Genomic DNA, 14,081 nt, shown 5'->3' on the forward strand with positions numbered 1-14,081 from the left:
GACCGACGGGTCCGGGCCCGGTCCGTCCGTCCTTCCTTCAGAAGCCCCCGCCGAAGTCGCCGCCACCGCCGAAGTCCCCTCCGCCGAACCCGCCCCCGAAGTCACCGCCGGAGAAGTCGCCGCCCGAGTGGTCACCCCCGTCGTAGCCCGAGCCGTCCCCCGGCGAGGCGTAGGCGGGGCCGCTCAGCATCGCCGAGCCGAGCATCGTCCCGACCAGCAGGCCGGGCAGCAGCCCGCCGCCGTACCCGCCGAAGTAGCCGCCCGCCCACGGCCCGTACGCCGGTCCCGCGTTCCAGTACGGCTGCGGGCCCGCGGCGGTGGGCACGGTCCGGATGTCCGGCTCCCGTCCGGCGGCCAGCCGCTCGCCGTCCGCGGCGCAGACCGGGACGGCCCGGGCGGCGCCGCCGGCCGGCGCCCAGTCGGCGTCCCGGACCGAGGGGCCGTGCCGCGGGTCGAAGAAGCAGGGCGGACGGCGCTCGGGCACCTCGCGGCCCTCGCGCCGGGCGGCCAGCACGGCCAGCGAGAACCGGCCGTCCTCCAGCGCCTCGGTGACCGGCCCGACCTGCTCCGGCCCCTTCGCCTCGTCCATCAGCCGCTTGGCCCGGTCGTAGGAGTCCAGCGCGCGCGCGTAGTCACCGCGCTGGGTGTCGTCGGCGTCGGCCGCGCCCGGGTCGAAGTCCAGCCGGTCCAGCTCCTCGCCGAAGGCGGTGATGTCCTCGTCCACCACCCGGCGCAGCTGGGCCAGTTCGGCCCGGCGCTGCTCCTCCTTGCGCTGCCGGGAGCGGCGCAGCACCAGGAACACCCCGGCGCCGACCAGGGCCAGCAGGGCGAGCGGGACGACCACCCCGGCCACCGTCGGCCCGGTGTCGGCGGCCACGCCGTGGCCCCGGACCTGCGGGGCGGCGGTGTCGACGAAGTCGTTCAGGACGGCGTCGACGTCGCCGGGGTGCGAGCGCAGGGACGCCCCGGCGATCCGTTCGGCGCTGGTACTCGGCAGGGCGGCGGCGTCCGAGCGGGCCTGGAACTCCTCGCCGCGCCAGATGCCGTAGACGCCGGTGATGCCGACCTTGGTGCGCAGGTCCTGGAAGACGGTCTGCGCGCCGTACTGGTCGGTGGCCGGGACGACCGCGAGGAAGATCGGCTTGTCGGCGGAGCGGACCTTCTCGGCCAGCGCGTCGGCCCGCGCCGGGCCCAGCCGGTCCGCCATCGCCGGATCGACGTAGACCCGGCCCTCCTTGAGCGCGGCGGAGGCGTCGTCCAGTCCGGCCGCCGAGGCGGCGGGGGCCAGCAGCAGCGAGGCGAGCAGGAGCAGCAACCCGAGCGCCGCCGCCACCGGGGCGAACGGCCCGGCGGCCCGGGTACGTCGTCGTACGAGGGGTCCCATGGCAGCGACGCCACCTCTCGAATCGGGCGAATGTGCACATGCTTCACATACCCCCACGCGGCCCACCCCCACCGTCCGCCGGGGTGCCCGCCCTCCTCGGGGATGATGTTTCGCCCGCCGGCCCCTGAACCCGCTCCGGAGCGGGAACCCCCGCCCTGGGCCGCACGTCGTCCCCGCGGGGGGCGGCCTCCCGCGACCAGGCATAGTGGAGCCTGCCTTTTCCCTTCCATGACCATCTCTTGACCATGACTCTCGATCGGAGCACCTGGTGATCATCGGCCTCGTCACCGCCGTGGCAGCCTCGGCCTGCTACGGCACCGGCTCGGTCCTTCAGGCCGTCGGGTCGCGCCGCTCCGCCCGGGAGGAGGCCGCCAAGGGGGCCTCCGGCGGGACCACCGAGCACGGCGGCCCCTCCCTCTCCTCCACCGCGAAGGCCGCCGTCACCTGGGAGTTCATCGTCGGGACGGTGCTCGACCTGATCGGCTTCGGGCTCGGCGCGCTGGCCGCCCGGCTGCTGCCGCTGTTCCTCTCCCAGACCATCATCAGCGCCAACCTGGTGATCACCGCGGTGCTGAGCATCAAGCTGCTGGGCATCCGGCTCAAGCAGCTGGAGTGGGCCTCGATCGGCGTGCTCTGCTCGGCCCTGGTGATGCTCGCGGTCGCGGCCGGCCCGGAGGGCGGCCACCACGCGGACATGACCTTCCACTGGTGGCTGCTGACCGTCACCACCGTGGTGCTGGTCGGGGGCAGCCTGCTGGTGCGCCGGATGGGCTCCAAGGGCGCGATCGTCGCCGGTCTGCTCTCCGGCCTGGGCTTCGGCGCGCTCGGCGTCGGCGTGCGCATCCTCAACGGCGTCGACCCGTTCGAGCTCGGCGCGCTGCTCTCCGACCCTGCTCTGTACGCCGTGCTGATCGGCGGCATCGGCGGCATGTACGTGCACACCGTCGCGCTGCAGATCGGCTCGGTGAACGGCGCGACCGCCGCCCTGGTGGTCGGCGAGACCGTGTTCCCCGGCGCGGTGGGCGTGATCTGGCTGGGCGACGTCACCAAGTCCGGCCTCGGCTGGCTCGGGGTGGTCGGCTTCGTGCTCGCCGTGGTCTCCGCCGTCGGGGTCGCCTACTTCGGCCAGGACACCCACGGCGCCGGCCCGGAGCCGGCCGAGGCCCCGCAGCCGGAGCTCAGCAAGCGCTGAGACCTGCGAAGCCGCAGGGCCCGCCGGTTCACGTCCCAGGCGTACCGGCGGGCCCTTCGCGTTCTCAGCGCGCCCGCGGCGGGCGCTGGCAGCGGGGGCAGAAGTAGCTGGAGCGGTTCATCCAGGCGGCCCGGCGGATCGGCGTGCCGCAGCGGCGGCAGGGCTCGCCCTCCCGGCCGTAGGCGTCCAGGTCGCGGGAGAAGTAGCCGCTCTCGCCGTTCACGTTGACGTAGAGGCTGTCGAAGCTGGTGCCGCCGACGGCCAGCGCCGCGGTCATCACGTCCCGGGCGTTGGCCAGCAGCAGGGCCGCCTGCGGGCGGGTGAGGGTCGCGGTCGGGCGGTCGTAGTGCAGTCGCGAGCGCCACAGCGCCTCGTCCGCGTAGATGTTGCCGACGCCGCTGATCAGGGTCTGGTCCAGCAGGGCGCGCTTGACGGTGGTGCGCCGGGCACGCAGCGCGGCCGTGAAGACGGCGTCGTCGAAGCGGGCGTCCAGCGGGTCCCGGGCGATGTGCGCGATGGACAGCGGGGTGGACTCGGCGTCGTCCTCGGCCTCCTCGACGGCCAGGCCGCCGAAGGTCCGCTGGTCGACGAAGCGCAGCTCGCGGCCGCCGTCGGTGAAGCGCAGCCGGACCCGCAGATGGGTCTCGTCCGCCGCCGAGGGGTCCTGGACGAGCAGCTGGCCGCTCATCCCGAGGTGCCCGATCAGCGAGAATCCCGCGGTCCGCGGCTCCGCGGTGCCCAGCGGCACCCAGAGGTACTTGCCGCGCCGCCGGGCCTCGCCCAGCGTGGTGCCGGTCAGCCGGGCGACGAAGTCCGCGGCGCCGGCCGGCTGGCGGCGCACCGCGCGCGGGTGGAGCACCTGGACGTCGGCGACGGTGCGGCCGGCGACCCAGTTCGCGAGTCCGCGACGGACGACCTCCACCTCGGGGAGTTCTGGCACCTCGACGGCCTCCTGTGCGACGGGACGGGCAGCACGAAGGGTACTGCGGGTCCGGGGTCCGTGAACGCGGGCCCCGGATCCCGTTCGGAGGTCGGAGGGGAGAGCGGGGTCAGGCCCCGCCGGCCGGCAGGCGGTCGGCGTACTTCTCCTTGATCGCACGCCAGGCGCTCTCGGCGGCCTTCTGCTCGGCCTCCTTCTTCGAGCGGCCGACGCCGCTGCCGAAGTCCTCTCCGGCCACCCGGGCGGCGGCGGTGAAGGTCTTCTCGTGGTCCGGGCCGGACTCCTCGACCACGTACTCCGGCACCCCGATGCCCACCGAGGCGGTGAGCTCCTGGAGGCTGGTCTTCCAGTCCAGGCCGGCGCCGAGCTGAGAGGACTCCTCGATCAGCGGGTCGAACAGCCGGTGGACGAACTCGGTGGCCGCGTCCAGGCCGCGGTCCAGGTAGACGGCGCCGATCACGGCCTCGACGGTGTCGGCGAGGATCGACGACTTGTCGCGGCCGCCGGTGCCCTCCTCGCCCTTGCCGAGCCGGATGAACGCGCCGAGGTCCAGGCCCCGGCCGACGTCGGCGAGCGCGCGGGAGTTCACCACCGCGGCGCGCAGCTTGGCGAGCGTGCCCTCGGGGACGTCCGGGTGGACGCGGTAGAGGGTGTCGGTCACCACCAGGCCCAGCACCGAGTCGCCGAGGAACTCCAGGCGCTCGTTGGTGGGCAGCCCGCCGTTCTCGTACGCGTACGAGCGGTGGGTGAGGGCGCGCACCAGAAGGGCGCGCTCGAGCGTGTACCCGAGGCGCCCTTCCAGGACGTCGTATTCGGTCGAAGCCGGCCCGCCGGCCTTGCCACCGCCGGACTGGGCGGAGGACGACTTGCGGGAGGAGTTACCGTCCGACATCGATCCGTGCACCCCGCCGATCAGACCGAGAGGACCTGGCGACGGTTGTACGTGCCGCAGCTCGGGCACGCGATGTGCGCGAGCTTCGGCTCGTGGCAGCGGTCGCACGCCACGAGGGCCGGGGCAACGGCCTTCCAGTTGGACCGGCGGTGGCGCGTGTTGCTGCGCGACATCTTCCGCTTCGGAACAGCCACGGCTACTTCTCCTGGTTCTCGGCGGCACCCTCACGGGTGTCGCTGTTCTCGTTTCCCGGCCGCCGATCAGCGGCTTCGGCACGGGCCTCGTCGCCGTTGTCGGCGGAGAGTCCCTGCAGAGCCGCCCACCGGGGGTCGACGGCGTCGTGGTGGTGCGCCGGGTCGTCACTCAGGCGCGCCCCGCATTCGGAGCACAGGCCCAGGCAGTCTTCCTGGCACACCGGCTGCAGCGGCAGTGCGAGCACCACCGCGTCACGCAGCACCGGCCGGAGGTCGAAGAAATCGCCCTCCAGACGGTAAGTCTCTTCCTCGGAATCCTCGTCGAGGTCCTCGGTCCCGGCGGTCCGGGCGCGGTGACGCTCGTCGGACTCCGGGTAGTAGTACAGCTCCTGGAAGTCCACGTCGATGTCGAACTCGACGGGCTCCAGGCACCGGACGCACTCGCCCTCGACCTGGGCCTCGGCCGTGCCGGTGACCAGCACGCCCTCGACCACGGACTCCAGACGGAGGTCCAGCGCGATCTCGCTCCCCTCCGGCACACCGATCACGTCGATGATGCCCAGGCCCTCGGGGGCCTCCAGGGTCCGGGCGACCTTGCGCAGCGAGCCGGGGCGACGGCCCAGCTCGTGCGTGTCGAACACGAGGGGGTCGCGGTGGTCGAGGCGGTTCAAGGTTCCTGACTTCCTGGGAAAAAAGCTGATGCGCGGCTCTGCTCGCCGGACGATGCGTGGGCAGACCGACGGCCCGACACGGAGAGGCCGGAGTGGTCAGACTACCGGACAGTCCCGCCAGGACCCAATCCTGGCGGGATCCTCCCGCCCCGGGCAGGTCAGCGCCCGCCCAGCTCCCGGAGCCTGGTCATGTCGATCATGCTGGTGTCGAAGAAGCTGGTCTCGTCCAGGCTCTGCTGCTGCGGGACGGCCGGCGGCAGCGCGGGCGGCGCGGGCGGCTGCTGCGGGTAGTGCCCGCCGGTCTCCTGCCCCCAGCCGTCGTACTGCTGGCCGCCGTAGCCCTGCTGCTGCGGGTACGCCCCCGTGGCCCCCGGCCCGGGGTGGCCCCAGCCGTCCGCCCCCGGCTGGCCGGCCGGGTAGGCCGGCTGCTGCGGGTAGCCGCCGTGGGTGTCCTGGCCCTGGTGGCCCCACTGGGCGGCCGCGTAGGGGTCGGCCTGGCCGGCCGGGTCGAAGCCGCCGCCGTACGCCTGCGCGTACTGGTCGGGCTGCTGCGCGGCCGCGTACTGGTCCCCGCCCGGGGTCTGCCAGCCCGCGGCGGCGGGGGTCTGCTCGGGCCAGGTCTGCTGCTGCGGGACGTCGGCGCCGTACCAGGACTGCTCGTCGCCGTCGGCGGCGAAGCCGGCCGCGACCGCCTCGGCGCGGTCCTTGAGCTGCTGGGCCTGGTCGGCGGCGGCGAGGTAGGCGCCGAGCTCGTCGATCGGGGCCTTGCCGAGCAGCTTGTCGCGACCCTTGCCGACCGCCTCCAGGGTCTTGGAGAGGACGACCTCCAGGGTGGCGAGCTTCACATCGACGTACTCGTCGACCTCGGGGCTCGGGCTGATCCGCTGCGGGCGGAACTCCTCGCCGTCGCCCTCGCCCTCCGGCTCGGACTCGAAGACGCTGGAGTCGCCGCGCAGCTTGGTGCGGCCGCGGCCGACGGCGCCGAGCGTCTTGGTGAGCACCACCTCGAAGTTGGCGAGCTTGCTGTCCACGTAGTCGTCGGCCTCGGCGCGCTTGCCCTCGACCTCGGCGCGGGCCTGCGCGAGGATGCGGTCCGCCTCGGCGCGGGCCTGCCGGACCACCTCGGTGTCGGAGATCAGCGAGCCCCGCTCGGCGTGCGCGCCCTGGATGATCCGCTCGGCCTCGGACTGGGCGTCGGCGACCACCTGCTCGTGGTCGGCCATCACCGACTGGGCCTGGGCCAGCTCGGCGGGCAGCGCCGCCCGGAGGTCCTGCAGCAGCCCGACCAGCTCGGCTCGGTTCACGACGCAGGAGGCCGACATGGGCATCGAGCGGGCGTTCTCGACGGCCGCGACGATCTCGTCGACCTTGTTCTGCACGTCCACGGGTCTTCAGTCTTTCCGTGTGCCGCCGACGTTCCGGCGGAGGCAGCGCCCGGCGCGGTGGACCTCACCGCAGGGCAGGGATACAGACTGTACGGCCACTGCCCGGCGAGCTCACAACGCCTGCGGCACCCCGCCCGGCCGGGCGGGGTGCAACCCATGACGAAACAACGGAAAACGACCCATCGGGCACCCGGACGCCCGGGCCGGTCACTGGGCCGCGCGACGCTCCGCGATCCGCTCGACCAGCCGGTCGTGCACCACCGGCGGCAGCAGGTGCGAGACGTCCCCGCCGTACGAGGCCACCTCCTTGACCAGCGTCGACGACAGGAAGCTGTAGGTCGGCGAGGTCGGTACGAAGAGCGTCTCCACCCCGGTCAGCCCGTGGTTCATCTGGGCCATCTGCAGCTCGTAGTCGAAGTCGCTGACCGCCCGCAGGCCCTTGATGATCGCCGGGATGCCCCGGTCGCGGCAGAAGTCCACCAGCAGGCCGAGGTGCGACTCGACCACCACGTTGCCGTACTGGGCGGTGGTCTCCTCGATCAGCGCGATCCGCTCCTCGATGGTGAACATGCCCTGCTTGTTCCGGTTCACCGCGACCGCGACGTGCACCACGTCGTACAGCTTCGAGGCACGCCCGATGATGTCGAGGTGCCCGTTGGTGATCGGGTCGAACGATCCGGGACAGACGGCGCGGCGCATGACGTGTGCTCCCTCGTGGGGTCCTGGTGCTGCGGGCCCGGCGCCCGCTAGTCGTGCTGGCGGGTCTCGGCGGCGGCGCGACCGTACCAGAGCGTGCCCTCGCCGTAGCGGCGGGAGCGCAGCACCTCGAAACCGTCGGGCCAGCCGAACTCGCCGCCTCGGGTGCTGCGCTCCACGGTGACGAGTGCGTCCTGCGCGAGCCAGCCCCCGGCCAGGAGTGTGATCAGCATCTCGCGGAGCTCATCGTCGGTGACCGCGTACGGAGGATCCAGGAACACCAGGTCGTACGGGCTCTGCGGGGCCGGCCCGGCGATCACCTTCTCCGCCCTGGCGGCGCGCAGCTCCGCGCCCGGCAGGGCGAGGGTCCGGACGTTCTCGCGGATCACCCGGGCCGCCTGGCCGTCCGCCTCGACCAGCAGGACGTGCTCGGCGCCGCGCGACAGCGCCTCCAGGCCCACCGCGCCGGACCCGCCGAACAGGTCGAGCATCCGGGCCCCGTGGATCGTGCCGCGCAGCGCCTCCAGGGTGGAGAACATCGCCTCGCGGGCCTTGTCGGAGGTCGGACGGGTGCCCCGGCCGGGCGGTACGGCCAGCCGGCGGCCGCCGGCCGCTCCGGCGATCACGCGGGTCATGAGGTGGCGGATTCCCTTCTGTACGGCTGCGCGCCGGCACGCGGCCGCGCGCACGGCGGAGCCCCGCCGGCCGGCCGGCGGGGCTCCCCATTCAACGCGGTCCGCCCGCGGGTGCGCTATTCGGCCGCGGCCTGGGCCGGCACGGTCGCGCCGAGCAGGGCCGGCGAGGCGTACCGCGACCAGGACAGGCAGCCGTCGGGCGGGCAGTACTCGGGACGGCGGGGGTCGTGGCCCAGCTCACGGAGCTTGGTGCGCACGGAGTCGGGCGTCCGGCCGAAGCGGGCGGCGATCCGGGCGACGGTCTCGGCGTCGTGGAAGCGCCGGACCAGCTCCTCCTCGTGCTGCGGCACCCAGGGGGCGCCGTGGCCGGGGTAGAGCTCGCGCAGCACGTCACGGTCGGGGATGGGCTCGGAGACGTCGGCGACGATCGCCAGGGCGCGCAGCGCGCGGTTGAGCGCGATCCGCAGCGAGGCGACGTCCTCGACCGGCAGGCGGAGCTTGCCCGAGGCGAGCGGCGCGGCGGCCGCCCCCTCGCGCCAGCCGGTCAGGGTGAGGGTGACCTCGCGGTCGTCGTCGCTGGCGAGTTCGATCCGGAAGACCTTGTCGCCCAGCGGGAGCTCGTTGAGATGACGGAATGCCATGGCAGGACCCCCAAGTGTCGCGCCAGGAACGCACCTTGAGGGTGCGTCCTGAACAACTACATTCTCTCCCGGGGGTCTGACAATCGGCCCGGCGCGACAGGGCCGGGCCCGCCCGCTCAGCCCTTCTCCAGATACTCCGCGCGCTCCTCGTCGACCAGGCTCTCCAGCGCGGTGCGCAGCGCCGGGTGGGCGTCCAGCCGCGGGTCCTCCTCGACCAGCCGGGTGGCGGCGGCGCGGGCGGTGACGATGACCTCCTCGTCCTCCAGCACGGAGAGCACCTTGAGCGAGGACTTCACGCCGGACTGCGCCTGGCCCAGCACGTCGCCCTCGCGGCGCTGCTCCAGGTCGATGCGGGAGAGCTCGAAGCCGTCCAGGGTGCCGGCCACCGCCTCCAGCCGGGCGCGGGCGGCGCTGCCCGCGGGCATGTCGCTGACCAGCAGGCACAGGCCCGGTGCGCTGCCGCGGCCGACCCGGCCGCGCAGCTGGTGGAGCTGGGAGACGCCGAAGCGGTCGGCGTCCATAATCACCATGGCGGTGGAGTTGGGCACGTTGACGCCGACCTCGATGACCGTGGTGGCCACCAGGACGTCCACCCCGCCGGCGGCGAAGCGGCGCATCACCTCGTCCTTGGCCTCGGGGGCGAGCCGGCCGTGCAGGATCTCCACCCGCAGGCCGGCCAGCGGCCCCTTCGCCAGCTTCTCGGCGGTCTCCACCACCGACAGCGGCGGGCGGCGGTCCTCGCCGCGGGCGCCGTCGTCGGCGGGGCCGTCGAGGTCCTCCAGCTCCTCCTCGGCCTTGGCGGCCCGGGCGCCCCGGCGGCCCTTGGCCGGCTCCGGCTCCTCGTCGCCGATCCGGGGGCAGACCACGTAGGCCTGGTGGCCCTTGGTGACCTCCTCGCGCACCCGTTCCCAGGCGCGGACCAGGAAGTTGGGCTTCTCCAGGGCCGGGACGACATGGGTGGCGATCGGCGAGCGGCCGGCCGGCAGTTGGTCCAGGACGGAGGTCTCCAGGTCACCGAAGACGGTCATGGCGACCGTGCGCGGGATCGGGGTGGCCGTCATGACCAGCAGGTGGGGCGGCTGTTCGCCCTTGGCGCGCAGCGCGTCCCGCTGCTCGACGCCGAAGCGGTGCTGCTCGTCGACGACGACCAGGCCGAGGTCCTGGAACTGGACCTTGTCCTCGATCAGGGCGTGGGTGCCGATGGCGATGCCGGCGTCCCCGCAGGCCATGTCGAGCAGCGCCTGCCGGCGGGCCGCGACGCCCATCGAACCGGTCAGCAGCACCACCTTGGTACCGAGCTCGGAGCCGCCCAGCATGCCGCCCTCGGCGAGGTCGCCCATCATCTCGACGATCGAGCGGTGGTGCTGCTGGGCGAGCACCTCGGTGGGCGCGAGCAGCACGGCCTGCCCGCCGGCGTCGACCACGGCGAGCATCGCCCGCAGCGCGACCAGCGTCTTGCCGGAGCCGACCTCGCCCTGGAGCAGCCGGTGCATCGGGTGCTCGCCGGCCAGGTCGGCGAAGATCTCGTCGGCGACTCTCCGCTGCCCGTCGGTGAGGGTGAACGGCAGCCGCGCGTCGAAGGCGTCCAGCAGCCCGCCGGCCCGGCGCGGGCGCGGGCGGGCGGGCAGCGCCGAGTCGGCGGCCCGGCGCTGGGCCAGGGCGATCTGGAGGACGAAGGCCTCGTCCCAGCGCAGTCGGCTCTGGGCGCGCTCGCGGTCGGCGTGGCCGCGCGGCCGGTGGATCAGCTCCAGCGCCTCGGCCAGCGGGATCAGGTCGTGCTCGGCGCGCAGCTCCTCCGGCAGCGGCTCGACGACCTCGCCGAGATGGGTGTCGAGCGCCATGTCGACGCACTTGGAGAGCTTCCAGCTGGGCATCTGGGCGCTGGCGCCGTACACCGGGATGAGCCGGCCGGCGAAGCGCTCGGCGACCCCGGAGTCGGCGTCCTGGTCGAGCAGCTGGTAGTCCGGGGAGACCAGTTGGCGCTCGCGGTTGAAGACGCCGACCTTGCCGGCGAACAGGCCCTGCGCGCCGGGACGCAGTTCCTTCTGCCGCCAGCCCTGGTTGAAGAAGACCAGCGAGAGCCGGCTGCGGCCGTCGGTCACCTCGACCTTCAGCCGGTCGCCCTTGCGGCCGTGGAAGGGGATCAGGGTGACCTTCTCGATCCGGGCCAGCACGGTGACGTGCTCGTCGATCTCCAGCTCGTCCAGACTGGTGAGCTGGCCGCGTTCGACGTAACGGCGCGGATAGTGGTGCAGCAGGTCGCCGACCGTGCGCAGCTTGAGGCTGTCGGCGAGGACCTTGGCGGTGCGGTCGCCGACGAGCTTGGTCAGTGGTTGATCGAGAGCGCCCATCACGCCCTGTTTACACCACCGGACCGACAGATCACTCCACCCCGATGAGCAGCGGCGCGGACTCCTGCCCGCCGTGGAAGACCGCGGCGTCCACCTCGGGCCGCCGGTACCGGGCGTGCGCGACCAGCCGGTCGGCCAGGCCGTCGGGGGCGCCCTCGCCGAGGATCAGGGTGACGAGCTCGCCGCCCGCGCCGAGCATCCGGTCGAGCACGCTGGTGCCGACCTCGATGAGGTCGGCGCCGATCACCGCGACGTCGCCGTCGATCAGGCCGAGCACGTCCCCGGCCTGGCAGACGCCCGCCATCGTCCAGGACTCCCCCTCGGCGAGGGCGAGTTCGGCGTACCGGGTGGCGCCGGCCGCCGAGGTCATGGCGACCACGTCCTCGTCGAAACGCCGCCCGGCCTCGTGCACGGCGAGCGCCGCCAGGCCCTGGACCGGCGAGCGGGTGGGCAGCACGGCGATCCGCACGCCCTCCTCGCGCAGCTGGTCGGCGGCGGCGCCGGCGGCGGCCCTCAGCTCGGGGTCGTTGAGCAGCAGGACGACCTCGCGGGCGCCGGCCCGGCGGACCGCCGCGGTGAGGTCGGCGCTGGCCGGGGGCCGTCCGGCGGCGTGCAGGACGACGGCGCCGGCCTGCTCGCACAGCTCGGCCAGGCCGGGGCCGGGGACGACGCTGAGCACCGCGCGGGTGCGCACCTCGCGCTCGCCGCGGTCGTCGCCGGCACCGGAACGGGCGGCGGCCTCGGCGAAGTGGGTGATCCGGATCTGGTGCGGCCGGCCGGCCTCCACCCCGGCCTCCACGGCGGCGCCGGCGTCGTCGACGTGCACGTGGACGTTCCACAGGCCGTCCCCGCCGCCGACCACCAGCGAGTCACCGAGCCCGGCCAGCCGCCCGCGCAGCGCGGGCAGCGCGTCGTCGGGGGCGTCCAGCAGGTAGATCACCTCGAAGGCCGGATGCCCGGGGCCGGGCGGCCGCACGTGCCCCTCGCAGCTCCCGGCGATCCGCACGTCGTCGCGCAGCGCGACCGGGCCCATCGGCTGGTGGCCGGCCACCGCGTCGGCCAGCGCGCCGAGGACGGCGACCAGGCCGCGTCCGCCGGCGTCGACCACCCCGGCCTCGGCGAGCACGGCGAGCTGTTCGGGGGTGCGCCGCAGGGCCTCGCGGGCGGCCCGGTAGGCCGTCTCGGCGACCTGGGCGAGCCCGTCGCCGGCCCGCGCGGCCTCCCGGGCGGCCACCCGGGCCACGGTCAGCAGGGTGCCCTCGACGGGTTCGGCGACGGCCTGGTACGCGGAGTCGGCGGCCCGCTGCAGCGCGGCCCGCAGCTGGTCGGCCCCGCCGCCCTCGGCCAGCGTCTCGGCGGTGCCGCGCAGCCACTGGGCGAGGATCACCCCGGAGTTGCCGCGGGCGCCGACCAGCGCGCCGCGGGCCATCACCCGCGCGGTCTCGCCGAGGCCCGGGGCGGCCCGGTCGGCCCCGGCGGCCTCGCTGAAGCTGTTCTCCACCGCGGCGGCGGCGGACTCGACGGTCAGGTAGAGGTTGGTGCCGGTGTCGCCGTCGGGTACGGGGTAGACGTTGAGCGCGTCGATCTCCTCGCGGGCCTGGCCGAGCGCGCGCAGGGCCAGCCGGCACCAGGTGCGCACGGCCGGGGCGTCGAGCGTCTGCAGCACCAGGTCTCCTCCGGACGGGACACCGCGATGGCCTCGGGGTGAACGGCGAGCGGCGATGTTGGCAGGTTATCGGGGAGCGGGCGGTGGCCGCTGGAGGGTGAGGGCCGGAGCGATCACCGGCGCGATCGTGGTAGTTTCGTTGAACGGAAGCAAGCGTTGTATGCTCTTCCGGTTGCCTGGAACAGTTCCGGGCTCACCCCTTGGTCCGGTCCGGTTCACGTGAGTGCTCCGGTGGGTTGACGGGGTTTTCGAACGTACATGATCTGAAGTCTTGGAGTGACTCCTGTGGCTGCCAACTGCGACGTCTGCGGCAAGGGGCCGGGCTTCGGCAACAGCATCTCCCACTCGCACCGCCGCACCCCCCGTCGTTGGAACCCCAACATCCAGACGGTGCGCGCTGTGATCGGGCGGACGCCGAAGCGGCTCAACGTCTGCACCTCGTGCATCAAGGCCGGTAAGGTCTCGCGCTGACGCGCAGACCGGTACGCCGGTCCTCCAGTCAGCCGGTTCATCCTCGGATGAACCGGCTTTCTGTCGTTCCCGCGTGACCTCCGGAAGGCCGGTCCCCGGAAGGCCTGTCCCCGGGAGCACGTGCCCCCGGGGACCCGCCGCTACGACCCGGCCGGACGCCAGCGCCAGGCGTGGTCGACCGGGCCGATCCCGGCCCCCAGGGCGAAGCCGCCCGCGATCGCGCCGGTGATGTACTCCTTCGCCGAGCCGACCGCCTCGGGCAGCGCCTCGCCCTTGGCGAGCCCGGCCGCGATCGCGCTGGCCAGGGTGCAGCCGGTGCCGTGGGTGTGCCGGTTGTCGTAGCGGGGGGCGCGGTACCAGTGCACCTCGTCCGGGCCGCCGTACAGCAGGTCCGCGGCCTCGCCGGCCAGGTGGCCGCCCTTGACCAGCACCCAGCGCGGGCCGAGGTCGAGCAGCGCCCTGGCCGCGTCCAGCATCTGTCCCTCGTCCTCGACCGTGCGACCGGTGAGCTGCGTCACCTCGTGGAGGTTGGGCGTGGCGAGGGTGGCCACCGGCAGCAGCCGCTCCCGTACGGTGGCGACGGCCTCGGCGGCGAGCAGGGCGTCCCCGTGCTTGGAGACGCCGACCGGGTCGACCACCACCGGGGCGGCCACGCCGGCCAGCAGCTCGGAGACGGTCTCGACCAGCTCGACCGAGGCGAGCATGCCGGTCTTCACGGCCTGGACGCCGATGTCGTCCACGACGCTGCGGAACTGGGCCCGGACGGCCTCGGCGGGCAGTTCCCAGTAGCCCTGGACACCGAGGGAGTTCTGCGCGGTGACCGCGGTGATCACGCTCATGCCGTGGACGCCGAGGGCGAGCATCGCCTTCAGGTCGGCCTGGATGCCGGCGCCGCCGCCGGAGTCGGAGCCGGCGACGGTGAGCACGCGGGGAGGAGCTGTCATGGGCCCCAACCTACCGGGC

14 protein-coding genes are annotated in these 14,081 nt (G+C 74.0%); 2 read left to right on the forward strand and 12 right to left on the reverse strand.

What is annotated here, in order from left to right; translation table 11 throughout:
• Window positions 1-37: 37 nt before the first annotated feature.
• Complete coding sequence (locus ACWEQL_RS14560; protein ID WP_452150581.1) at window positions 38-1,384, reverse strand: EGFR-like transmembrane domain-containing protein; 1,347 nt, start codon at window positions 1,382-1,384, stop codon at window positions 38-40.
• 268 nt (window positions 1,385-1,652) lie between these two features.
• Between ACWEQL_RS14560 and ACWEQL_RS14565 the strand changes: the two genes are divergently transcribed.
• On the forward strand, window positions 1,653-2,576 hold the full coding sequence (locus tag ACWEQL_RS14565) for a hypothetical protein (protein ID WP_452150582.1): 924 nt from the start codon (window positions 1,653-1,655) through the stop codon (window positions 2,574-2,576).
• Between the two features lie 64 nt (window positions 2,577-2,640).
• Here ACWEQL_RS14565 and mutM read toward each other — a convergent pair whose 3' ends face one another.
• The 10 genes from mutM to ACWEQL_RS14615 form a co-directional block, all read right to left on the reverse strand.
• Window positions 2,641-3,516 carry a bifunctional DNA-formamidopyrimidine glycosylase/DNA-(apurinic or apyrimidinic site) lyase gene (gene mutM / locus ACWEQL_RS14570; protein ID WP_452150583.1) on the reverse strand — a complete coding sequence of 292 codons (876 nt, stop codon included), beginning with the start codon at window positions 3,514-3,516 and terminating at the stop codon, window positions 2,641-2,643.
• Between the two features lie 109 nt (window positions 3,517-3,625).
• Complete coding sequence (gene rnc / locus ACWEQL_RS14575) at window positions 3,626-4,408, reverse strand: ribonuclease III (protein WP_452150584.1); 783 nt, start codon at window positions 4,406-4,408, stop codon at window positions 3,626-3,628.
• 20 nt (window positions 4,409-4,428) lie between these two features.
• Window positions 4,429-4,602: a 50S ribosomal protein L32 gene (gene rpmF, locus ACWEQL_RS14580; protein ID WP_030275709.1), complete on the reverse strand. Its 174-nt coding sequence runs from the start codon at window positions 4,600-4,602 to the stop codon at window positions 4,429-4,431.
• A gap of 2 nt (window positions 4,603-4,604) precedes the next feature.
• Window positions 4,605-5,273, reverse strand: a complete 669-nt coding sequence (locus ACWEQL_RS14585) for a YceD family protein (protein ID WP_452150585.1) — start codon at window positions 5,271-5,273, stop codon at window positions 4,605-4,607.
• A 158-nt stretch (window positions 5,274-5,431) separates the two neighbouring features.
• Complete coding sequence (locus tag ACWEQL_RS14590) at window positions 5,432-6,658, reverse strand: cell division initiation protein (RefSeq protein ID WP_452150586.1); 1,227 nt, start codon at window positions 6,656-6,658, stop codon at window positions 5,432-5,434.
• A gap of 207 nt (window positions 6,659-6,865) precedes the next feature.
• The gene (gene coaD, locus ACWEQL_RS14595; protein WP_452150587.1) at window positions 6,866-7,357 is read right to left on the reverse strand and encodes a pantetheine-phosphate adenylyltransferase; all 492 of its coding nucleotides are present in this window, start codon (window positions 7,355-7,357) and stop codon (window positions 6,866-6,868) included.
• Between the two features lie 47 nt (window positions 7,358-7,404).
• Entirely contained in the window at window positions 7,405-7,989 is a 585-nt protein-coding gene (rsmD, locus tag ACWEQL_RS14600; protein WP_452150588.1) for a 16S rRNA (guanine(966)-N(2))-methyltransferase RsmD, read from the reverse strand.
• A gap of 116 nt (window positions 7,990-8,105) precedes the next feature.
• The gene (locus ACWEQL_RS14605; RefSeq protein ID WP_452150589.1) at window positions 8,106-8,630 is read right to left on the reverse strand and encodes a hypothetical protein; all 525 of its coding nucleotides are present in this window, start codon (window positions 8,628-8,630) and stop codon (window positions 8,106-8,108) included.
• 116 nt (window positions 8,631-8,746) lie between these two features.
• Window positions 8,747-10,981, reverse strand: a complete 2,235-nt coding sequence (gene recG, locus ACWEQL_RS14610) for an ATP-dependent DNA helicase RecG (RefSeq protein ID WP_452150590.1) — start codon at window positions 10,979-10,981, stop codon at window positions 8,747-8,749.
• Window positions 10,982-11,012: 31 nt separating this feature from the next.
• Window positions 11,013-12,647 (reverse strand): DAK2 domain-containing protein, encoded by a 1,635-nt coding sequence (locus tag ACWEQL_RS14615; RefSeq protein ID WP_452150591.1) that lies wholly within the window; start codon window positions 12,645-12,647, stop codon window positions 11,013-11,015.
• Window positions 12,648-12,932: 285 nt separating this feature from the next.
• Here ACWEQL_RS14615 and rpmB point away from each other — a divergent pair, with 285 nt between their 5' ends.
• On the forward strand, window positions 12,933-13,118 hold the full coding sequence (rpmB, locus tag ACWEQL_RS14620; protein WP_014138233.1) for a 50S ribosomal protein L28: 186 nt from the start codon (window positions 12,933-12,935) through the stop codon (window positions 13,116-13,118).
• A 140-nt stretch (window positions 13,119-13,258) separates the two neighbouring features.
• On the opposite strand, the gene thiD is transcribed toward rpmB, so the two are convergent.
• Window positions 13,259-14,062: a bifunctional hydroxymethylpyrimidine kinase/phosphomethylpyrimidine kinase gene (gene thiD, locus ACWEQL_RS14625; protein WP_452150592.1), complete on the reverse strand. Its 804-nt coding sequence runs from the start codon at window positions 14,060-14,062 to the stop codon at window positions 13,259-13,261.
• Window positions 14,063-14,081: the final 19 nt, after the last annotated feature.

The sequence above is a fragment of the Kitasatospora sp. NPDC004240 genome (assembly GCF_053603215.1).

Excerpts from the sequence above, each read along its gene's own strand:
- ACWEQL_RS14560 (WP_452150581.1), bottom strand. The coding sequence starts at position 1,384 with ATGGGACCCCTCGTACGACGACGTACCCGGGCCGCCGGGCCGTTCGCC.
- rnc (WP_452150584.1), bottom strand. The coding sequence starts at position 4,408 with ATGTCGGACGGTAACTCCTCCCGCAAGTCGTCCTCCGCCCAGTCCGGC.
- coaD (WP_452150587.1), bottom strand. The coding sequence starts at position 7,357 with ATGCGCCGCGCCGTCTGTCCCGGATCGTTCGACCCGATCACCAACGGG.
- rsmD (WP_452150588.1), bottom strand. The coding sequence starts at position 7,989 with ATGACCCGCGTGATCGCCGGAGCGGCCGGCGGCCGCCGGCTGGCCGTA.
- ACWEQL_RS14605 (WP_452150589.1), bottom strand. The coding sequence starts at position 8,630 with ATGGCATTCCGTCATCTCAACGAGCTCCCGCTGGGCGACAAGGTCTTC.
- recG (WP_452150590.1), bottom strand. The coding sequence starts at position 10,981 with ATGGGCGCTCTCGATCAACCACTGACCAAGCTCGTCGGCGACCGCACC.
- thiD (WP_452150592.1), bottom strand. The coding sequence starts at position 14,062 with ATGACAGCTCCTCCCCGCGTGCTCACCGTCGCCGGCTCCGACTCCGGC.